Here is a 19,901-nt window from a genome sequence, read left to right on the forward strand (position 1 = left end):
GTGTGTCAGTCGACATCATCGTTACTGACACACCGTCTTCGCGGGCAAGCCTCGCTCCTACAGGGGGTGTGTTTTGCTCACTGGCAGGTGTTCTGCGGCGCGACGATCAAACTATAGAGATAATCCGCAATCACCCGCCCTCCCGCCCCCGGGATCGGGTGAATCTTGTCCGGCCCGATCATCGGTGCAGCGCCGCCCAAGGCATAACGTTTGACGTCGGTACCAAACGCACACTGCATATTCGCGTAACCCAGATGTTCCTCGCGCGCCCAGGGTTCCAGTACCTGGGCATACGCCGACATCGGATAGGCACTTGCGCGTGTGGTGTCCTGGCGCAGGATCAGGTTGATGCTCGCCTTCGGGTGAACCTCGCGCACCATCCGCACCAGGCCTTGGATGTTCTGCAGATACTGTTCGGGTTTCACACCAAACCCCTGGTCGTTACCGCCGAGCATGATCAGGTAGATATCCGCCGGAATCTTCGCCACCACCGCTTTCCACTGCAGCTGCCACTGGGCATCGCTGTGATAGAAATCAGCGGAAGCCGCGCCGGACGCCGCGAGTTTTGACACCCGGACGCCACCCTGGCGATTGCTCATCCACAGACCAAACAGCGTCGGCGCACCGTTGACCACTTCCAGTCGAAACGCCCACTCGGGCTGATCAGAAAAGCCAGGTAACTGAACCTCCTGAGCACCTGAGCCGTCGAGTTTCAACGAATGCCAGGCGCCGGATGCCGTCCACCGATAGCGCACTTCACTGGACTTCCCATCCCCCAGGTACAGCAATTTTGCCTGGGCAATGGACGTGTCCACGGCGGGCGTCGGTTTGGCATCGATCTCCAGATAAGCACCGGGCCGGCCCGAGACGGTGCGACTGTCGGGGCTGGCCTGGCCGAGTCCGGACACCTCCCAATCACCACCGAAGTATTTTTCACTGCTGCGGGTGTATTTGTAGTGAGTCCCACCGAGCGCCGCACCGTGGTTGAAGCCGACGTAACCCGGCCCGGCGAAACCTGCTTTGTGGGTGAGCCGCTGGACGAGTTTGTTCAGGTAAAAATCCTGCCCGGCGCTGTAGCTGTCGCCGATCACCGAGATGGCCAGCACCTTCCCCGCCTTGCCTTCGCGCCATTGCGCAAAGCGTTCACGCGCGTCACCGACTTCGATCACCGAAGTTGCTGCGGGATGTACGTCATCAACTGCCACCACGGGGCACTTCCTTCATCAAAACGACCATCAGGTTTGTGTCGCCGGCACCACAACGGCCGGCGGTTTTTTACGTGCAGCCCGCTCGCCCAGAAACAGCATGGAGGTGACGCTGAAGCGGCTGAAAATATTCGACAACACCACCGGCCCGAGCAGACCACAGGTCACGCCGCTGAGCACCAAAACGCCGTCATCGTGTATCCCAAGGCGCCCCAGCACGGATCGCGAAGTGGCGGCGAACAGCACATGAAACAGGAAAATCGCATAGGAATAACCACCGAGCCAGATCAGCCAGCGCGCTTGCAAGTTACTCGACAGCAACGCCACACAAGACACACACCCTACCAGCAAGCCGACCAGGCTGCGGCGATCAACGATCAACCCGCGATCCACCGTCGCCACATACAGCAGCACTACCGAGATCAACACAAACACCAGCGGCCCGATCACCCGGAACGCTTGCCTGATCTCACCGACCTTTTCATGGCCAATCATCCCCAGTACAAAAAATGGCAGCAGGTACACCGCGCCATTGATGCCGAACGCGTCCACCGTAAACGGCGGCAGCAGAAACACCGCCGCCGCAAACGCCAGCAACAGGTACTGGCGCGTCATGGTCTGCAACCACCCACGCCATTCCAGCAGGCCGACGAACATGAAGATGATGAACACCGCCTGCAAAAACCAGAAGTGGTTGATCGGAATGTAAAACGACAACAGCGCATCGATCACGCCAACGTCCTTGTTCACCCCAGGGCCGACCGCTTGCAGCACCGAGAACGGCACCCCCACGCAAAACAGCGGCACGATCAGCCGCCGGACCTTGCCGACAAAATAGGCGGAGAAGTCATTGCCGCGAATTTTGTAGATGGAATAGATGTAACCCGAGATAAAGGTGAACAGCGGCATGCGCACGTACACCATGGAGTCGGCGATCACCCGGAACGGCGAGCCCACGTCGATTTTCAAGCCGCCACCCAGCGGCCCGATCACGTGATACAGCACCAGCAACAGGCAGGCCAGGCCGCGCAGGGTTTCGATCTCCAGCGACTTCTTCTTGCTCGACATAAAACACAAACCTCAGCTCAGGATTCTTGTTTCAACCAACGCAGGTTTCTTGGTGCGCAACTGCAAACCCAGGCCCATAAACAGCACCGGCACCACCATGGAAAAGTGCCGGGCGAAGGAACCGAAGTCCGGTTCGAACAAGCCCTGCACCAGCAGAAAGGACAGCGGAATCGCGATCAGCTCCTTGACCTTGGTGTCGATGCGCACGCCCTTGTAGTCGCTGGACGTGATCATTTTGAACATCAGCAACGACGTCATCATCATCAACACCACGAAGATGATCTGGCCCAGACCGGAGAGCAGGATCAGTTCCACGGGGAACGACAGGCGGAAAAAGATGCTCATCGAGTCCAGCGCTTGGGACACGAAGTCACCGCCGCTGATCCAGGACACGATCAGCGACTTCGAACCCTCCTCGCCCGCCGTGCGCAGCTCATTGTTGCTGGCGCGAATCGACGACACCGAATAGCCGACCACCAGTTGAATCGCGGTGGCGATGGCCAGGTAGAACAGGAACAGCATCAGGAAGAAGGTCATGCGCGAGACGTACTTCTTCATCACGCACACGCCGAACCAGGCCAGGGAAAACAGGATCCAGTAGGGCCGGATCAGCACACCGTAAATCACTGCGGAACAGAAAAATCCGCCGCGATAACGCCGGGAAAACGAGAACAGCAAAATCGAAATCATCGCCACCGAAACGATGATTTCCTTGGTCAGGTTTTCCAGGAAAAACGAGCGGACCACACCCCACAAACACAGGGTGAAAAAAATCGTCAGCGGCATGCGCCGGAACATCAATACCGGGACCGCCGTGAGGAACAGGTTGCACGCCATGCCATAGGCCCAGGCATTGGTCAGGTTGATGCCGGTGGGTCGCAGCAGGTACGCCGAGCACTCGTAGGATGAGCGGTCCGGCGAGAACGGGTTCCAGAAGTTGCAGTTGTCGGCGCGGGCGTAGGACGACCATAGCGTCATGGCATCGGGGCCGGGATCGCGGTGCATCAGCACCGGCATGGCCACCGACAGGAACAGGCCCGTGAACAGAATCAGGAACGAGATCGACGCGTCGAGCCGTCGGCCGCGAAACTCGATGGAAGGTAATTTCAACGCCATTACGCCGTCACCTTCACACGAGCAAACCGGGTCAGCACGGCAATGACGCCGAGCTGCACGGTGATCGAAAACACATTCCCCCAGGCCGCGCCGTAAATCGAATAGTGCTTGATCAACAGGTAACTCACCGGCAGGGAAACCGCCAGGCAGATGGCCGCGCTGGCGAGTGACACCCGGCTGTTTTTCGACGCGATCAGACCACCCCAGACGATGTCGCCGACGGCGCGCAGGGCAAAGGAAAAAATCAGCACGCCAAGGATGGCGTTATCGGGACGCGGCACCGACGTGGCGACGTAATCGAGCACGATGTTGAAGAACAGAAAAATCATCAGCGCCACACCGCCAGACACCACCAGCGCGCGCATCACCCATTTATTCACGAACAACTGCCCCACGGTCAGCGCCTGCTGATCACGCTGATAACGCTTGGCGAGCACGGGAATGCCGACCACCGCGACCACCGCATAGGACAGCGCTTGCAAGGTGTTGGCCGCCGACCAGGCGTAAACATACTTGCCCAAACTCGCGTAGGGCTCGAGGTCGATAATCAGGAAGCGCTCGGCGTACTGACTCAACGCGATCAGGCCCGTACCCAGGTAAAACGGCAATCCAGCCTTCCATACCGAAGCCGTGGTCAAGGCCGCGGTCACTCGCCCACGGTGAACGTTCACCACAATCAGGTAACCGGCAACGATCACCAACACGTTGGCCGCCACCCACAACCACAGCACGCTGGCGATGTCGGACACCCAGCCGAGCATCATCCCGCCCAGGGCCAACAACGCCCAGAGGCCGGTCTTGATAAAGAACAGCAGCGCGCCCCACGTGGCTTTCTGCGCGGAGAACACGAAGGAATTGATTTCGAACGACAGGTGCTCGGTGAGCAGCAACAACGCCACACACACGATCAGCGTGGCACTCGCTTCGATGCCCTGGAACAGCGAATACACCATGACCGTCGCCACCGACAACACCACGCCCACGGCCAGGTACAGCAGCAAGACTCTGTCCACAACCAGCCGCGAGCTGCGACCGACGCTGATCAGCCGATTGATTTCGGAACTGAACCCGACGCTGTAGAACTTCGACGCAATCAACGACGCGGCCACTACCACGCCGTAAAAGCCCAGCGCGTCATAGCCCAGGTAATGGGTGATGGCCAACACCAGCAAGAACTTCGCACCTAATGCCCCGCCTCGGAGCAGTAGCCGAAATATCATCGAACGATACCCTTGATGATCCCGTCCATGACCTGGGTCTTGGCTTCGATTTCCTTGCAGGTGTCGGTCAAGCGCTGGCCAAACCGGGACAAGGCGTTCGGCGCGTAAACCGTGTCGATGATGGTGTCGACATTGATGTCGCCGCCATTGATCACCCAGTCTTCCACACCCATGTCCTGATAGGCGCCAAAGCCCTTGCGCTCATAGCTGATATGGAACGCCGGGACGCCCGCCAGCAGCGATTCGATCGCGCCATGCAGGCGCACGGAAATCACCAGGTCCGGCTGATATTTGGCCAGGGTCGCCTTCAACGGCAGCAAATCCTCGGAGATGCCCAACTCGCGATAGAACGCGCCGTCATCATTGCCACGCACCGCGCTTTGCACCGCGCACACCACTTTGCTTTTGTTCTTCAAGCGCTGCAGCAGCCGTTTCAGGTTAGCCACGTAAGCGACTTTCTTTTCCTTGCTCCACGCCGGCGGTTTGCGCAACACCACGCAGACCGTCGCCGGCGTCGGCGCACAACGGGTGAACTTGGATTGCAGCAGAATCTTGCTGGCCAGGGCCTGCACCGCCAGGTCGGGTGCGCGGTAGACATTGGCATGGGTGCCGAACATCTCCGAGGACCGATTGTCCCGGACAAACACCGCGTCAGCCTGGGCGTAATCCCCGACGATCTTGCTGCCCTCACCGTGGAACGGACCGATGCTTTGCGGCAGGTACACCGACGGCACTTTGCTCAGGATCGCGGTTTCCAGTTGCTTGGCGTGCCCCAGTTTCAACTTGATGTGTTCGAAGGCACTTTTGGAGCGCATGTAGCCGCCGCCGACGCCGACGATCAAGTCCGTGGTTTTCAACAGGTCCGCCAGGCCGGCGTAGGACTGATCCAGGAACAGCGCTTGCTTGACCCGCCCCAATCCCTTGGCTGCCATGACCGGCGCGTCATAGCGCTTGTAAGGCAAGTAGCTGAATGATTTCGGGTCCGAGGCCACGACGTTGATCGAGGTGTCGGCACCGAAGTTGCGCAGTACCAGGGCGATGGCCAGGTCCACGAGCAGGCCATCACCGGAGTTGGAGGCGCTGTAGCCATGCAAAATAGTTACGTTCATAAGCTGATATCTACTTAAAAAGAGGGGGCGGAATACGCGGCATAGGTCTGCTTGATCATCAACGTGGCACTGAACCGCTCACGAACCATTTCGCGACCTTGAACGCCGAGCGCCAGCAAGCCGGGCTTCTGGATTTTCACCAACAGCTGGGTCAATGCCTGGTGATCCCCGGCGGGAAAGACGTAGCCGGTCACGCCGTGGGTGACCAACTCGGGCAAGGACGTGCAATCGCTGGCAATCACTGGCAAGCCCATGGCCATCCCTTCGAGAGGCACCATGGCAAAGCCTTCCCAGCGACTGGGAACGATCAGCGCATCCGCCGACTGATACAGCGCGTTCACTTCCGCCGGCGTGACCCACGGGATGTACTCGACCCCCTGCATCACCGGGCAATCGACGGTGTCTTCGTTGACCGCACTGCCCACCACCGTCAGTTTCAGGTCGGTGCGCTGGACGCCGGCAAAGCCTTTGAGCAAGACGTCGAACCCTTTCTGATAGTCGAGCCGCCCGACAAACAGCAGATGGATCGGCGCCTGACTCTGGCTTTTCGGCTCATCGCTTTTGTGATGGATACCGTTGTAGATCAACGTCATGCGGCTGCGATCGATACCAAAGCGCGCGGCTTTGTCCAGTTCGTACTGGCTGACGCAAATGATCGTGTCCGTGACCTTCTGCAAGAGCCGTTCAATCAGCGAATAGATTTTCTGCTTGGCCGGCGAACTCTCCATCAGAAACGAAAAGGCATGGGGGCAGTAGATAATCCTCGGCGAGCGCCACGGCCGCAGGAGCAGGCACACGCAACGGCCAATGACCCCGGAAAAGGTGCTGTGCAAATGCACCACATCGGGTTTTTCCTTGAAAATCACCCGGGCCAGCTGCCAGGCGAAACGCAGCAGCGAGCGCATATCGCGCTTGGTCCGGTCGAAGGTCCTGATCTGTTGCTCATCAATGCCGACCAGCTCTTTTTTCTGATCGAGGGGGATCAGATAGACCAGTTCATAGTTCGCCGCCTCGCCCTCAGGCGGCACCGAAATCGTGCGGATCACGGTGGCCACGCCACCTTTAATCGTTTCGGCCACGTGCAGTATTTTTTTCACAATCCACCCATTTCCATGCAGGTAATGACCATCGCCGAATCAAGCCTTGTCGGACGCATACTCGTAGTTGTAATTGCCGTAGCCACCGTTGCCGTAGTAGCTCGCCGCGCGCTTCTCGACGCCGTTGAACACAGCGCCCTTCAACTGGATACCGTTCTGCGCAAATCGACGGATCGTCAGTTCGATCTCTTTGGCGGGGTTCACCCCGAAGCGGGTGACGATCAGGCTGATCGCCGCTTCACGCCCGACGATCGCGGCGTCGGTCACGGCCAGTAGCGGTGGGGTATCGATGATCACCACGTCATACAGGTCGCTGAGTTGTGCCAGCAGCTCACGGAAGTTCGCATGCATCAGCAACTCCGACGGATTGGGCGGGACCTGTCCGCGACTGATGAAGTGCAGGTTGTCGACCTCGGTGTGATGGATGCCCTGCTCCAGGCTGCAGCGCTTGACCAGCAGGTCCGACAAGCCATTGGTGATCGGCGTGTTGAGCGTCTTGTGCAAATGCCCTTTGCGCATGTCGGCATCGATCAGCACCACCCGCTGACCGCTTTGCGCCATCACGGCGGCGAGGTTGGAGGAGACGAAGGTTTTACCGACCTGCGGGCTCGGGCCGGAAATCATGATGCGGTTGTTGGTCGAGTCCAGCCCGGCAAAGTGCAGGCAGGTGCGCAGGCTGCGGATCGACTCGATCGACAGGTCGGTGGGGTTACGCAGCGCCAACAGGAACGCCTGGCGGCCCGACGCGTCACTCAAGCGCGGTTTTTTACTGTCCTCTTCCTGTTGCAGCGCGCTGTAGGGAATCGACGCATACACCGGCAAGCCGAGTTGCTCAATGGCTTCGGGCCCCTCCAGGCCACGACTCAGGGATTTACGCACCAGCACCAGGGCGACGCCGACAAACCCGCCGAGGAAGGTGGCAATCAGCACGATCAGCGCCTTGCGCGGTTTGACCGGGGTGGTCTTGTCGACATCCGCCGCGTCGATCAGCCGCGCATTGCCCACCGCCCCGGCCCGGACGATGTCCAGCTCCTGGGATTTGTTCAGCAACTGCGTGTAGATCTGCGACGCCACTTCCACGTCGCGGGTCAGGTTCAGCAATTCCTGTTGCGTAGCGGGCAGGTCCTGGACCTTGCTCTCCAGGCTTTTCTGTTGCCGGGTCAATTCGCCGATCTGCGTCATCAAGGCGCGATAGACCGGATGCTGCTTGGTGAACTTGCGATCAAGGTCCGCCTGTTGCAGCTTCAACTCGGAAATCCGCGTGTCGAGGCCGACAATCTGTTCCAGCACCGATTGGGTTTCGAGGGAAATGTTGACGGTCTTGCCACGGGTTTGATAACCGTTGAGCGCGTCGCTGGCCTTGATCAGGTCATGCTTGACCTGCGGCAGTTGGCCTTGCAGGAAATCCAGGCTTTGCGCGGCTTCGGCCGAGGTGCGCTCGACGTTTTGCTGCACGTATAACGTGGCGACTTTATTGAGAATCTTCACCGCCTGGGCGTGGTCAGGGCTGGCCAGGGCCAGGCGGATAATGCCCGACTCCTTGCCTTGCTCGGACACGTCCAGCGCGTCCTGGTAATCCAGGATGGTGACGATCCTTGGATCGCGCACCACGTCGAAACGGGTGCCGGGATTGGCCTTTAATTCCGCGATCCGACCTTCGACGCCATTCTGCGCAAATGCTTCTCCGGCGACGCCCTCCACCAGCAGATTGTCGTTGTCGTCGAACAGCTGGAAGCGCTGCTGCTCACCGGCAATCAGCGTCAGTTTCTTGCCCAGCAGTTCTTCCGGCAGATTGAGCCGGGCGATCTCCAGGCGTTCACCGCCCCATGCATAGCTGCTCAGGCCAAAACGTGGCGCGGCTACGCCCTCGCCCTTGTAGCGCCGGGCCAGAAAATTGCCAATGAACGGGAAGGTGTTGGGCGTGACGTCGATGTCCAGTTGCAGATCGTCGACGGCTTTGCCGATCACTGCGCGAGATTTGATGATGCCGATCTCGGTCACCGACGGCGATTGCCCGGTGAGCATGCTGTTGAGATCGGAGAAACCGAGCATGTCGTTCTTTTTCGGTTCGACCTGTACCACGGCGTTTGCCAGATACACGGGCGTCGCCAGAATGGCATAGGCCACGCCGGTCAGCATAAATGCACCGGTGAGCGCGCCGATCAACCATTTCTGATCAATTAAACTGCCGAATATACCGAGAAGATCAATATCATCTCGCTCGTTGTCCCGGGTGCCGACTACTGACGGTAACTGCATAAGTGTGTTCTTACCATTTACTGATCTGAAAATTACTCATCAATGCCCCAGGCGCTGCGCCCATGAGCAAACAGCATCTTCAATCAATGCATGGGCATGAATAAAAGCTGCTTTTCCTTGACGATACGGGTCTTGTATTTCTCGCTCGCCCTGCCACTTCCCGAGAAGAAACACTTTGCCCCTGGCGTGCGATGCCATCTTCAGCACTTGCGTTACATGCTGTTTTTCCATGACCAGAATCAGGTCTGATTCATTAACGATGTCCGGGGTGATTTGCCGCGCTTTAAACGCCTTGGCGCAATGCCCGCGGTCTTCCAGAACCTGGCGCGCCGAAGGCTCCATGGCCTCGCCAACCCTGGCGGACAAGCCCGCAGAAGTCACGGCGATGGTTGAAGTAGCCAGCGCATTGCGCAACAGCAGTTCTGCTGTGGGACTTCGGCAGATATTGCCGACGCAGACGACAAGAATATTTCTGAACAAGGCAATGTTTCCCGTGTAATGTCGAACCAACCAATGCGCAGTGGGGATTTGAATGAACCCACGGGTTCATTCCGCACTCAGAAACGGATCAGCCTTGTAAATACAAGCGTATTAAGTACCACGACACCTAAAACCCACCCAACCAGAATAACCGGACCAAAAATAACGAACGTTTTCTAACAATTCTTATCCGACAAAACATAACAGTGGCGCACTGGGTTACTTCAGCGGCGTCCAACTAATTACCGGATAAAACCAATAAAAAACGTTATTTCCAGTTCGACGAGAGGGCATTCGCCATGCATTTCAAACGCCTTGCCGCTTCAACGCTGTTGATGTTCAGCAGTGCCAGTCAGGTTCACGCCGATCCGCTGTTCCCCGCCCTCAGCGCCGACAAGACCTTCGGTGTACAGGTCAAGATCCAGAATTTCACCGCCGCCGATGCCGGGCAGATCAAAGCCGCGGGTTTCGGCTTCGTGCGTTTTGGCGCCTGGACCGACAACCTCGGTAACGCGGCTTATCAAAAACAGGTCAGCGACGCGTTCGCGGCGGCCAGGTCCGCCGGGTTGCCGGTACTGCTGACCATTCGCGCCACCGAGGCGCTGACCACCACCGGCGACGCCAGTGAGCTTGCGAGGGCGGGAGAATCCCTCGCCCAGTCGGTACTCGCCCTGGAGCAGACCTACCGCACACAATTGGTGGCGATTGAAATCTGGAACGAGCCCGACCTGGAAAAGTACTGGCCGACCGGTCACTTCGAGACAACCTTCGTGCCGTTCATGAGCGCCATGTGCCGCACCCTGGCGCCAAAAGCGCCCACCACGCCGCTGGTCGGCTTCGGCTTCGCGAAAGTCCCGAGCGCGGGCTCCGAGTCCACCGTGGCGTTGAACCGGATCGTCAGTGAATACCCTAAATGCCTGAGCGCCGTGTCCTATCACCCTTATGGTTTGTCCGGTGCGCAGATCAGCGGGGCCCAGGCGTTTATTCAGCAGAACTTCCATCTGCCGGGGGTCATCAGCGAATGGGGGGTGTCGGCGCTCAGTTCCAATGGCGGCACTGAAGGGCAAGCCAGCAAGGTCAGCACCTTCATTTCCGACGTGAAAAAACTCAACATCCCGCTGACCTCTGTTTATGAATGGAAGAACAGCGAGTCGGGAGGAAATGACCGGGAAAAGAATTTCGGTCTACTAACGGCAGATGGCCAACCGAAGCCGGCGGAAACAGCAGTACGGACCCTGCTCAATGCAAAATAGGCGGGTTACGCCAACGTCAGCGATCAGTTGCTTTGAACCTGTGCCCCGATTTGGCATCGTATTTACCGATACCACGCCCCTGCATTCAAACACCCGTTTTCAGGATGTTGCCCTTGGGGCCATCGATACGCACACCCGCCCTTGAGTGGCTGTCAGCGCTCGGGTAATGTCAACAGACCCATAGGACAGAGCACGCCCATGACTTCCAAGCTGGAACAACTTAAACAAATCACTACCGTCGTTGCCGACACCGGCGACTTCGAAGCAATCGCTCGCGTTAAACCCGTGGACGCCACCACCAACCCTTCCCTGCTGCTCAAAGCCGGGGCCATTCCCGGTTATGCCGAGTTGCTGAACGCCTGCGTTCACGACTGCAAGGGCGATGTGGGCCTGGCCAGCGACCGTTTTGGCGTCGCGGTAGGGCAAGAAATCCTCAAAGTGGTCCCGGGCCGTATTTCCACCGAAGTGGATGCACGTCTTTCGTTCGACACTGACGCCGTATTGAAGCGCGCGCACCGTCTGATCGAGCTCTACGACAAAGCCGGCATTGGCCGTGACCGCGTACTGATCAAGATCGCTTCCACCTGGGAAGGCATTCGCGCCGCCGAGATCCTGGAAAAGGAAGGCATCCAGACCAACCTGACCCTGCTGTTCTCCTTCGCCCAGGCCGCGGCTTGCGCCGACGCCGGCGTGTTCCTGATTTCGCCGTTCGTGGGCCGCATCTACGACTGGTACAAGAAGGCCAACGGCAACGACTACACCGGCGCGGATGATCCGGGTGTGCAGTCGGTGACGCGCATCTACAACTACTACAAGGCCAATGACTACAAAACCGTAGTGATGGGCGCAAGCTTCCGTAACCTGAACCAGATCGAGCAACTGGCCGGCTGTGATCGGCTGACCATCAGCCCGGACCTGCTGGAGAAACTGGCGGCGGACAACGGCAAGCTGGAACGCAAACTGGCGCCTGGGCATGCCGGTGAAGCACGTCTGAGCCTGAACGAAGCGCAATTCCGTTGGTTGTCCAACGAAGATGCGATGGCGACCGAGAAGCTGGCGGAAGGTATTCGTCAGTTTGCCCGCGATCAGGAAAAGCTTGAGGCGTTGCTGCAAGCCAAGCTGTGATCTAGTTCGACGCAATGCAAAAAGGGCGAACCCGGTGGGTTCGCCCTTTTTTGTGTTTGGCTGGTAATGCGGCGATGAGGGCCTGGGATCAATGACGCTCGAGCGCATTCACCAGATCATGAAACGCTTCACGATTGGAGTCGTTCAGGCCCATGAGGATCTTGTGCGCTTCAAGCACCTTGATCCGCACGATTTCTTCGGACTGATCCTGGTCTGGCAGGTCGGTCAGGCATTCAGGGCACGGGATCGGGCGGTCAACGATGTTGAACACTTGCTCGAAGCCCATGGACTGCAGCAGACGGGTGATGTCTTCGTGGGTGGTGACGACGGTCGGCAGCAAGCCGACCTTCTGCCGCGACAGGATCGACAGTTTGGCCAGCAGGCCCAACGTGGTGCTGTCGATGCTGCGGGTTTCGGTCAGGTCGATCACGATCGCGTTGAAGTTCAACGCCGTGAAGATCCGCTCAATAGTCGCATCCAACGCCGAACACAGGGTCAGGCGAACTTCACCGACGAACTTGAGGACGAAGGTGCCGTCCTGCTCGGCGAACTGGATTCTACCGGTACTCATTAAAGATTCCTGCTCAACACCAACAGGGCGATATCATCCGGCATCTCCCCTAGCGTGGCCAATCCAAAAACCTGCCGCAGCCCATCCAGGGTGCCGCCCGCAGCCTTGACCCGTTGGGGCAACGCCGCTTCTTTCTCTTTGAGTGTCGGTTCTGGCAAGAGGTCCAGAATGCCGTCGGACATCAGCGTCAGGCTGAACGTCGGAGGCAACTCCATCACGTGGTCTTCGTAGGTGGCTTCATTGAAGAGGCCTACCGGCAGACCACGCCCTTCCAGGTAACGAACACTGTCTGGCGTGTACAACACAGGCAACGGCAGATGACCGCCGATGCTATAGGTCAACAAACCTGTCTCCTCGTCGATGACACCACCGACCATTGTGACGTGTTTACCCAGCTTACAACTGATCAGGCCTCGGTTGATATGACCAAGTACCTCTGAAGGCTTGAATTCCGGCAATGTGCCATTGCGCTTGGATTCGAACAGCAGGCGCGTGGTCATGAACTTCAGCAGCACGGTGACGAACGCTGAAGAGGCGCCATGCCCGGAAACGTCCGCCAGGTAGAAGGCTACCCGACGCTCGTCGACCCGAAAGTAGTCGACGAAATCACCCGACAGGTACAGCGACGGGATGATCTGGTGCGCAAACTGGAACTCGTCGATGGTCCAGGGGCTGACCGGCAGCATGTTCATCTGCACTTGGCGACCGGCGTTCTGGTCTTCCTGGAGCAGGTTCAGGCTGGCTTCGAGTTCGCGGTTGGCCTTTTCGAGCTTGTCGCGGTAGCGCTGGTTTTCCAGCAACAGGCGCGCACGATCCAGAGCCCGGCGCACGGAGTGCTCAAGCACGGCCAGATCTTCGAGAGGCTTGATCAGGTAATCCGCCGCGCCCAGGCGCAGGGCCTCGACCGCATCGTTCATCACGCCGGCACCCGACACCACGATAACCGGGGTTTGCGGCGACAGCTCGGTGACCTGGCGAATGAGTTCGAGTCCGCCCATCTGCGGCATGCGCAGATCGCAGATGACCAAGTCGGGCTTGTCTTGCTCGAATACCTGAAGACCCTGTTGGCCATTGCTGGCCTGCAGGACACTGAAACCACTGTCTTCCAAATAGGCGGCGAGGCTCGCGCGCACTACTTCGTCATCATCGATTATCAGCAGCGTGGCACTGGTTTTTGGCATGTGGGCAAACGGCGCCAGAATTAGGTTGGCGTAGCAGGCAGGGGTTTTATCCCGGCTCTCACTACTGGATTCGCTTTCTAGCCTCTCTGCTGCACTGTTTTCGAGCGTTTGCCCTACACACAGGTCCACCAGAGGTGCCCTTCTAAGGCGCAGACGGTACTCCCATCCGCGGGGCGTTTCAAGCTCACGCCGATGGTCGCTTGACGTCTTTACTTCTCAAATCACCGGGAGTTATAAGAACAGGCAAAACCGTAACCCAATGGAAGGATCGAGCCCATGAGTCAAACCGATCGGGACTACAGCGAAAAGCGCGATTTCATCCGCATGCGAGTCGATGCCGATGTCTCGCTGATTCACGAGGGCGATGAGGTGCCAGCCGTCTGCATAGACCTTTCCAGCAGTGGCATGCAGGTGGAGGCGCCGCGTTTGTTTAAGGTCGGGGACCGGCTCAGCGTGCGGATCGACTCCGATCACGCAGCGCTCAAAGGACTGGAAGCAGACACTGAAGTGGTGTGGGTCAAGGAACAGGACGGTGGCAGCCAGAAACTCGGGCTTACAATCTTGAAGATGAAATAAACAGGATCCAGAAACAAGGAAGGCGGCCAAATGGCCGCCTTCTTCGTTTTTACCGCGCTAAATCAGAAATCGTCTTCGACGTGGCCGTCTTTGACCTTGAATTCGCGGTTTTGCAGGTACGCGTTACGGATGAAGATGTACTTGTCGCCATTGATCAGCTTCTCGGCCGACAACAGGCTGGCCCGGGTATCGACGATGTTCAGGCCGAAGATCGAGTTACGCACAGGCACGTCGTTGATGTAACGGTACGGGCCGGTGTAGCTGTCGACGAACTTGGACGGCGCATCACGCAGGGTGCTTGGGCCGAGCAACGGCAGCATCACGTACGGACCACTGCCGACGCCCCAATAGCCAAGCGTCTGGCCGAAATCTTCGTCGCTGCGTTGCAGGCCCATTTTGGTCCCGACATCGAAGAAGCCCAGCAGACCGAAAGTGGTGTTGAAAATGAGGCGAGCAGTGTCGACACCAGCGGCGGCCGGTTTGGCCTGCAAGACGTTGTTGGCCAGGTTGGTGACATCCCCGACGTTACGGAACATGTTGTGAATGCCGTCTTCCAGGAACTGCGGCGTCACGAACTCATAGCCTTGGGCAATGGGCTTCAGTGCGTAGGTATCGACAAAGTCGTTGAACTGATAAATCGGGCGGTTGACGCTTTCCCAAGGGTCATCTTCCGAAGCTGCCTGGGCAACAAACGGAACCAGCAATACGCTGGCACACATACATAGCTGAGCGAATTGATTGCTCCAGCGCATAGAAAACTCCTTGGATTGTACTGGCGCGGGCGCGCGGCCCAAGCGTAAAGGCGGCTAGTATAAGACGGAAAGGTTGGTTTAGGCAGCTCCCTAACCGTCAGTCTGCCGATGATGCGAAATGACTGTGAGCGATTCACATCAATGTCACTCAACTGTCACTGTCCTCCCCTAGCCTTGGCGCTATTTCAGGGACGTTGATATGCCGCATGCCGAAGCCTTGCCCGACGCCGCGCCAAACCTGACCGCAATATTGTTCGGCCTCAGTGGTTGCCTGGTGGATTTCGGTGCCCGCACGGGTCAGCCCGGCCCGCCCACTGCCGAGCACGCTGAAGCCACCCCCGGCGCCCTCGACAGCCTGCGCAGTCTGCAGCGCCAGCAAATTCCCTGCGCCTGGCTCGACGAGCTCCCCCCTGCCCTCAGCCAGACCCTGGCCGCCGGCCTGCCGACGTGGATCAAACCTTCGCAACATCCAGCAACAATCAATCCTTGGCCGGCGCCGAACGCCTGCTGGCAAGCCTTGATGGCGTTGAATGTCGAGCGTCTGGACGGCTGCGTGCTGGTCAGCGGCGAACCGCGATTGTTGCAGGCTGGGCTGAATGCCGGTTTATGGACCATTGGCCTGGCGTCATGCGGTTCGCTGTGCGGGCTGGCGCCGAGCGAATGGCAAGCCTTGAGCCAAAAGGAGCGCGAACACCTGCGTGGCAAAGCGACCGTGCAGCTGTTTGGCCTGGGGGTGCATTCGGTGATCGATCACCTCGGCGAGCTCGACACCTGCCTGGCGGACATCAGCCTGCGCCGGCTCAAGGGCGAAAAGCCCTGATCGAGATCATGCAGCCTGCCCGAGAGTGGATTAATCTAAAGGTCAGCCATAGACCTTTGGCACGCTGCTGCGGTCTATGCCAGTGCCTATCGATAAAAGGAAGAACGCCATGCCTGCCCGCGAACTGCAAGAACAGCTCAATACTCTGCGCGAGCAATTGGAACAGAATCCGCCGCTTTCCGAAGCCGAGCGCGCCGATCTGCACGCGCTGATGCAACAGATCGAACTTGAGCTTGAACTCGAAACCAAAACCCAGGATTCCAGCCTCGCCGACGGTGTGAACCTGGCCGTAGAACGCTTCGAACTCGAACACCCCGCCATTGCCGGTACGTTGCGCAACATCGTGCAAACACTGGGCAATATCGGGATCTGAAGCCGCCAGATACAAAAAAGCCCTGCTAGCGATAGCGGGGCTTTTTCGTTTTTGAAGCAGAAGATCTATTGGCGGACCAGACGATGGTTCGGCAACTGCACGTCTTCAGTACTGCGATACGGATTGATATCCAACCCGCCACGACGCACATACCGCGCATACACCGTCAATTTTTCCGGTTTCAACAACCGTTGCAGGTCAAGGAAGATGCGCTCCACGCACTGCTCATGGAAGTCCGAGTGCTGGCGGAAGCTGACGATGTACTCCAGCAAACTCGCGTGATCCAGCGCAGAACCCCGGTACTCCACCGCGACGCTGCCCCAATCCGGCTGACTGGTGACCGGGCAATTGGACTTGAGCAAATGGCTATGCACCGCCTCTTCGACAATGCGCGAGTCATCGCAACGCAGCAGTTCCGGACGCGGGTGCTCGTAGTTGCTAACGCTGATATCGAGGTCATCGATGCACACGCCTGGCAACGCGACGACGCCTTCGGCTTCCACATCGCGCAGGCTGCGAATGCGCACGCCAACCGGTTTACCGGCAGCCGCCGACAGGTCTTTGACCAGCGTGGCTTCAAGGCTCGCGGTGTCGGCGAACGGCGTCTGGTTCAGTGAATTGAGGTACAGCTTGAACGACTTGGATTCGATGATGTTCGGCGAATCCGCCGGAATGCTAAATTCACCGATCGCCACCACCGGCTTGCCGGACGGCAACAGCCATGACAGTTCGAAGCAGTTCCAGAAATCCACGCCTTTATATGGCAGGGTGTCCGCCGTCAGGCCCAGTTCGGCCCATTTCGCGGTGCGCGGGATCGGGAACAGCAACGACGGCGTATAGGTGGCGATGTATTCGCTGGATTTGCCCAGCGGCGAATGTTCGGCTGCGGGATGCATGGCGGAAACCTGACTGAAGAATCAGCGGATTCTATCAGCCTTTGCGCCCGCCTTTGAGTGCTTACTGACTGACTGTCAGTTTGCCGACCATGCCCGCCTGATAGTGACCCGGGATGTTGCAGGCAAATTCCAGGCTGGTGGCCTTGGTGAACGTCCAGGTCAGCTCGGCGGTTTTGCCCGGCGGCACCAGCACGCTATTCGGGTCGTCATGCTTCATGCCGTGATCCATACCGGCCATTGAGCCGTGGTCCATTTCCTTCATGGCTGTAGGCGTCAGCATGCCGCTTTGCTGCATCTTCAGCATTTCCTGCTGGTGCGCGGCATGCATCGCCGCGTCGCCAAGGTTGAATTCGTGCAACAACTGGCCCTTATTCACCAGCACAAAGCGAATCGTCTCACCGGCCTTGATATCGATGGCCTTCGGATCGAAGGACATATCGCCCATCACCACTTCCACGCTGCGGCTGGCCTTGGCCGCCGGCGCCGGCTGACCGAAGTCGTAAGTCTGCGCCGGCGACGCCCATACCGGCGCACTCAACGTCAGCAAACACGCGGCCAGCATCAAGGGTTTGCGCAAAAACATAGTCGTACTCCAACAAGATAAGGTTCAGCCTGTGGAAAACTCTAAACTGACACGCCTGCCCGCAACCTGACAGGCAGATTACAACTTTGTCAGGTTGGCCTGCATCGCTGCCACCCACGGTATAAAGCGCTCGTTCCACTTAAACAGAGCTATCCATGAAACTGCTGATCGTCGAAGACCAGGCCAAAACCGGCCACTACCTGCGCCAGGGCCTGACCGAGGCCGGTTTCACCACCGAACTGGTGGCCGACGGCAGCACCGGCCAGCAATTGGCGCTGACCGGCGATTACGCCTTGCTGATCCTCGATGTCATGTTGCCCGGCCGCGATGGCTGGCAGATTCTGCAAGCGGTGCGCGGCGCTGGCCTCGACACCCCGGTACTTTTTCTGACCGCCCGAGACGCGGTGGAGGACAGGGTTCACGGCCTGGAACTGGGTGCCGACGACTACCTGGTCAAGCCCTTCGCGTTTTCCGAACTGCTGGCCCGGGTCCGCAGCCTGTTACGTCGCGGCAGCGCCACGCCTCAGGAAACAACCCTGCAATTGGCCGACCTGCGCCTGGACCTGATCCGCCGCCGGGTCGAACGCAACGGTCAGCGCGTCGACTTGACCGCCAAGGAATTCGCCCTGCTGGAAATGCTCCTGCGCCGCCAGGGTGAAGTGCTGCCCAAGTCGCTGATCGCCTCCCAGGTGTGGGACATGAATTTCGACAGCGACACCAATGTCATCGAAGTGGCGATCCGCCGTCTGCGCCTGAAGATCGACGACGACTTCCCCAACAAGCTGATCCACACCGTGCGCGGCATGGGTTATGTGCTTGAAGAGCGCGACGCCTGATGCGCCGACTGTCCCTGAGTAATCGCCTGGCTCTGCTGTTTGCCGCCTGCACCGCCGTGGTTTCGTTGTTCGCCGGGGTGTTGTTCAGCCGCGCCAGCGAAGCGCACTTTATCGAGCTCGATCAGCAGTTGCTGGACGGGAAGTTGATTGGCCTGCGCCGGGCGCTGCACGACATTCAGTCCAGTGAAAGCGAAGTCAAACTGCAGGATGAGCTGAGCCGACAGGCTGATTTGTCGCTGCGCATTACTGGCAGCGATGGCCAGCGCTGGTATGACAGTTCGGCGCGCCTGCCCGAAAAGCTGCCGCAAAAACCGGGCTTGTCGACCGTAAACGATGACGGCACCGACTATCGCGTCCTGAACGCCCCGCTGTTTCTCGACAAACCCGACTCGCCACAACTGACGTTGCTGCTGGACATCACCCATCACCAACACTTCCTGCAACGCATGCAACGCTTGATCTGGCTGACCGTCGGCCTCTCGGCCCTGGCCACGGCCCTGCTCGGGGCCTGGGCGGCGCGTAGCGGTTTACGTCCCTTGCGACGCATGAGTGCGGTGGCCAGCGGGGTGTCGGCGCATTCGCTCAATGCACGGCTACCGGAGGAGAACATGCCGCCGGAACTGGCGGAAATGGCCCACAACTTTAACGCCATGTTCGGACGGCTCGACGACTCTTTTCAACGGCTCTCGGCCTTCTCTGCCGACATCGCCCATGAACTGCGCACGCCGCTGTCGAACCTGCTGACCCACACCCAAGTCACCCTCACCCGCCCACGCCCCATCGAGGATTACCGCGAAGCGCTGCACAGCAACCTCGAAGAACTGCAATGGATGGCCCAACTGGTCAACGACATGCTGTACCTGGCCAAGGCTGACCATGGGTTGCTGATGCCCAAGCGCGAACCGCTGGAACTGGCGGAGGAAGTGGATCTGTTGCTGGAGTTTTTCGCGCCGCTGGCCGAGGACGCGCAAGTGACGCTGACCCGCGATGGCCGTGCAGGCATGGAAGGTGACCGCAGCATGTTGCGGCGGGCACTGTCCAATCTGCTGGACAATGCGTTGCGGTTTACCCCGGCCGACGGTGAAGTTCGGGTGCGGATTGTTGATCAGCCTAAAGGGTTGAGCCTGACGGTTGAGAACAGCGGCGACGGGATTGCTGAGGCGTTGCTGCCGCGCCTGTTTGACCGTTTCTATCGAGCGGATCCGGCGCGTCAGGAAGGCAGTAGTGAACATGCAGGATTGGGTTTGGCGATTACCCAGTCGATCATCCGTGCCCATGGCGGGCAGATTCGTTGCGAATCAGGTCAAGGATGGACGAGGTTTGTGATTGAGTTGCCAAGGGGCGATTGAGGTCGGCAGGTCCGGCCTCTTCGCGGGCAAGC

The 19,901-nt window shown here is 58.8% G+C and carries 20 protein-coding genes; 7 read left to right on the forward strand and 13 right to left on the reverse strand.

Annotated features, from left to right (window positions below; genetic code table 11):
• Positions 1–77: 77 nt before the first annotated feature.
• From FQ192_RS22220 to FQ192_RS22255, 8 genes are read right to left on the reverse strand one after another with little or no spacing between them, the layout of a single operon-like run.
• Entirely contained in the window at positions 78–1,208 is a 1,131-nt protein-coding gene (locus FQ192_RS22220; protein ID WP_149660470.1) for an SGNH/GDSL hydrolase family protein, read from the reverse strand.
• Between the two features lie 27 nt (positions 1,209–1,235).
• Positions 1,236–2,273: an acyltransferase family protein gene (locus FQ192_RS22225; RefSeq protein WP_149660471.1), complete on the reverse strand. Its 1,038-nt coding sequence runs from the start codon at positions 2,271–2,273 to the stop codon at positions 1,236–1,238.
• A gap of 12 nt (positions 2,274–2,285) precedes the next feature.
• On the reverse strand, positions 2,286–3,389 hold the full coding sequence (locus FQ192_RS22230) for a hypothetical protein (protein ID WP_149660472.1): 1,104 nt from the start codon (positions 3,387–3,389) through the stop codon (positions 2,286–2,288).
• Entirely contained in the window at positions 3,389–4,609 is a 1,221-nt protein-coding gene (locus FQ192_RS22235; RefSeq protein ID WP_149660473.1) for a phosphoribosylaminoimidazole carboxylase, read from the reverse strand. The genes FQ192_RS22230 and FQ192_RS22235 overlap by 1 nt, the downstream gene beginning before the upstream one ends.
• A complete protein-coding gene (locus FQ192_RS22240; protein ID WP_149660474.1) occupies positions 4,606–5,718 on the reverse strand; it encodes a polysaccharide pyruvyl transferase family protein in 1,113 nt (370 codons plus the stop codon). The genes FQ192_RS22235 and FQ192_RS22240 overlap by 4 nt, the downstream gene beginning before the upstream one ends.
• 14 nt (positions 5,719–5,732) lie before the next feature.
• A complete protein-coding gene (locus tag FQ192_RS22245; RefSeq protein WP_149660475.1) occupies positions 5,733–6,815 on the reverse strand; it encodes a glycosyltransferase in 1,083 nt (360 codons plus the stop codon).
• A gap of 39 nt (positions 6,816–6,854) precedes the next feature.
• Positions 6,855–9,074: a polysaccharide biosynthesis tyrosine autokinase gene (locus FQ192_RS22250; RefSeq protein WP_149660476.1), complete on the reverse strand. Its 2,220-nt coding sequence runs from the start codon at positions 9,072–9,074 to the stop codon at positions 6,855–6,857.
• Positions 9,075–9,113: 39 nt separating this feature from the next.
• A complete protein-coding gene (locus tag FQ192_RS22255; protein ID WP_149660477.1) occupies positions 9,114–9,554 on the reverse strand; it encodes a low molecular weight protein-tyrosine-phosphatase in 441 nt (146 codons plus the stop codon).
• A gap of 299 nt (positions 9,555–9,853) precedes the next feature.
• Between FQ192_RS22255 and FQ192_RS22260 the strand changes: the two genes are divergently transcribed.
• Positions 9,854–10,807: a glycosyl hydrolase family 5 gene (locus FQ192_RS22260; protein ID WP_149660478.1), complete on the forward strand. Its 954-nt coding sequence runs from the start codon at positions 9,854–9,856 to the stop codon at positions 10,805–10,807.
• A 198-nt stretch (positions 10,808–11,005) separates the two neighbouring features.
• On the forward strand, positions 11,006–11,932 hold the full coding sequence (gene tal / locus FQ192_RS22265; protein ID WP_149660479.1) for a transaldolase: 927 nt from the start codon (positions 11,006–11,008) through the stop codon (positions 11,930–11,932).
• Positions 11,933–12,020: 88 nt separating this feature from the next.
• On the opposite strand, the gene rssC is transcribed toward tal, so the two are convergent.
• Both rssC and rssB read right to left on the reverse strand, forming a co-directional pair.
• Positions 12,021–12,503, reverse strand: a complete 483-nt coding sequence (gene rssC, locus FQ192_RS22270; RefSeq protein ID WP_123403442.1) for an anti-sigma factor antagonist RssC — start codon at positions 12,501–12,503, stop codon at positions 12,021–12,023.
• Positions 12,503–13,684 carry a two-component system response regulator RssB gene (gene rssB, locus FQ192_RS22275; RefSeq protein WP_123512298.1) on the reverse strand — a complete coding sequence of 394 codons (1,182 nt, stop codon included), beginning with the start codon at positions 13,682–13,684 and terminating at the stop codon, positions 12,503–12,505. Before rssB ends, rssC begins: the two co-directional genes overlap by 1 nt.
• A 276-nt stretch (positions 13,685–13,960) precedes the next feature.
• On the opposite strand from rssB, the gene FQ192_RS22280 reads away from it, so the two are divergent.
• Positions 13,961–14,260, forward strand: a complete 300-nt coding sequence (locus FQ192_RS22280; protein ID WP_010456298.1) for a PilZ domain-containing protein — start codon at positions 13,961–13,963, stop codon at positions 14,258–14,260.
• Between the two features lie 62 nt (positions 14,261–14,322).
• On the opposite strand, the gene FQ192_RS22285 is transcribed toward FQ192_RS22280, so the two are convergent.
• On the reverse strand, positions 14,323–15,012 hold the full coding sequence (locus FQ192_RS22285; protein ID WP_149660480.1) for a VacJ family lipoprotein: 690 nt from the start codon (positions 15,010–15,012) through the stop codon (positions 14,323–14,325).
• A gap of 199 nt (positions 15,013–15,211) precedes the next feature.
• On the opposite strand from FQ192_RS22285, the gene FQ192_RS22290 reads away from it, so the two are divergent.
• Together FQ192_RS22290 and FQ192_RS22295 are read left to right on the forward strand one after the other, a co-directional pair.
• Entirely contained in the window at positions 15,212–15,832 is a 621-nt protein-coding gene (locus tag FQ192_RS22290) for an HAD family phosphatase (RefSeq protein ID WP_149660481.1), read from the forward strand.
• A gap of 109 nt (positions 15,833–15,941) precedes the next feature.
• Positions 15,942–16,205 carry a DUF4404 family protein gene (locus FQ192_RS22295; protein ID WP_149660482.1) on the forward strand — a complete coding sequence of 88 codons (264 nt, stop codon included), beginning with the start codon at positions 15,942–15,944 and terminating at the stop codon, positions 16,203–16,205.
• Positions 16,206–16,270: 65 nt separating this feature from the next.
• On the opposite strand, the gene queF is transcribed toward FQ192_RS22295, so the two are convergent.
• Both queF and FQ192_RS22305 read right to left on the reverse strand, forming a co-directional pair.
• Entirely contained in the window at positions 16,271–17,101 is an 831-nt protein-coding gene (gene queF, locus FQ192_RS22300) for an NADPH-dependent 7-cyano-7-deazaguanine reductase QueF (protein WP_149660483.1), read from the reverse strand.
• A 61-nt stretch (positions 17,102–17,162) separates the two neighbouring features.
• Positions 17,163–17,684, reverse strand: coding sequence for a plastocyanin/azurin family copper-binding protein (locus tag FQ192_RS22305; RefSeq protein ID WP_149660484.1), 522 nt, complete (start codon positions 17,682–17,684; stop codon positions 17,163–17,165).
• Positions 17,685–17,839: 155 nt separating this feature from the next.
• Here FQ192_RS22305 and FQ192_RS22310 point away from each other — a divergent pair, with 155 nt between their 5' ends.
• Together FQ192_RS22310 and FQ192_RS22315 are read left to right on the forward strand one after the other, a co-directional pair.
• Entirely contained in the window at positions 17,840–18,520 is a 681-nt protein-coding gene (locus FQ192_RS22310; protein ID WP_149660485.1) for a heavy metal response regulator transcription factor, read from the forward strand.
• Entirely contained in the window at positions 18,520–19,869 is a 1,350-nt protein-coding gene (locus FQ192_RS22315) for a heavy metal sensor histidine kinase (RefSeq protein WP_149660486.1), read from the forward strand. The genes FQ192_RS22310 and FQ192_RS22315 overlap by 1 nt, the downstream gene beginning before the upstream one ends.
• Positions 19,870–19,901: the final 32 nt, after the last annotated feature.

This window comes from Pseudomonas sp. ANT_J12, from assembly GCF_008370045.1.
Classification (GTDB): domain Bacteria; phylum Pseudomonadota; class Gammaproteobacteria; order Pseudomonadales; family Pseudomonadaceae; genus Aquipseudomonas.

Excerpts from the sequence above, each read along its gene's own strand:
- FQ192_RS22225 (WP_149660471.1), bottom strand. The coding sequence starts at position 2,273 with ATGTCGAGCAAGAAGAAGTCGCTGGAGATCGAAACCCTGCGCGGCCTG.
- queF (WP_149660483.1), bottom strand. The coding sequence starts at position 17,101 with ATGCATCCCGCAGCCGAACATTCGCCGCTGGGCAAATCCAGCGAATAC.
- FQ192_RS22240 (WP_149660474.1), bottom strand. The coding sequence starts at position 5,718 with ATGAACGTAACTATTTTGCATGGCTACAGCGCCTCCAACTCCGGTGAT.
- FQ192_RS22250 (WP_149660476.1), bottom strand. The coding sequence starts at position 9,074 with ATGCAGTTACCGTCAGTAGTCGGCACCCGGGACAACGAGCGAGATGAT.
- FQ192_RS22230 (WP_149660472.1), bottom strand. The coding sequence starts at position 3,389 with ATGGCGTTGAAATTACCTTCCATCGAGTTTCGCGGCCGACGGCTCGAC.
- rssC (WP_123403442.1), bottom strand. The coding sequence starts at position 12,503 with ATGAGTACCGGTAGAATCCAGTTCGCCGAGCAGGACGGCACCTTCGTC.
- FQ192_RS22260 (WP_149660478.1), top strand. The coding sequence starts at position 9,854 with ATGCATTTCAAACGCCTTGCCGCTTCAACGCTGTTGATGTTCAGCAGT.
- FQ192_RS22305 (WP_149660484.1), bottom strand. The coding sequence starts at position 17,684 with ATGTTTTTGCGCAAACCCTTGATGCTGGCCGCGTGTTTGCTGACGTTG.
- FQ192_RS22310 (WP_149660485.1), top strand. The coding sequence starts at position 17,840 with ATGAAACTGCTGATCGTCGAAGACCAGGCCAAAACCGGCCACTACCTG.
- FQ192_RS22285 (WP_149660480.1), bottom strand. The coding sequence starts at position 15,012 with ATGCGCTGGAGCAATCAATTCGCTCAGCTATGTATGTGTGCCAGCGTA.
- FQ192_RS22280 (WP_010456298.1), top strand. The coding sequence starts at position 13,961 with ATGAGTCAAACCGATCGGGACTACAGCGAAAAGCGCGATTTCATCCGC.
- rssB (WP_123512298.1), bottom strand. The coding sequence starts at position 13,684 with ATGCCAAAAACCAGTGCCACGCTGCTGATAATCGATGATGACGAAGTA.
- tal (WP_149660479.1), top strand. The coding sequence starts at position 11,006 with ATGACTTCCAAGCTGGAACAACTTAAACAAATCACTACCGTCGTTGCC.
- FQ192_RS22235 (WP_149660473.1), bottom strand. The coding sequence starts at position 4,609 with ATGATATTTCGGCTACTGCTCCGAGGCGGGGCATTAGGTGCGAAGTTC.
- FQ192_RS22295 (WP_149660482.1), top strand. The coding sequence starts at position 15,942 with ATGCCTGCCCGCGAACTGCAAGAACAGCTCAATACTCTGCGCGAGCAA.
- FQ192_RS22290 (WP_149660481.1), top strand. The coding sequence starts at position 15,212 with ATGCCGCATGCCGAAGCCTTGCCCGACGCCGCGCCAAACCTGACCGCA.
- FQ192_RS22315 (WP_149660486.1), top strand. The coding sequence starts at position 18,520 with ATGCGCCGACTGTCCCTGAGTAATCGCCTGGCTCTGCTGTTTGCCGCC.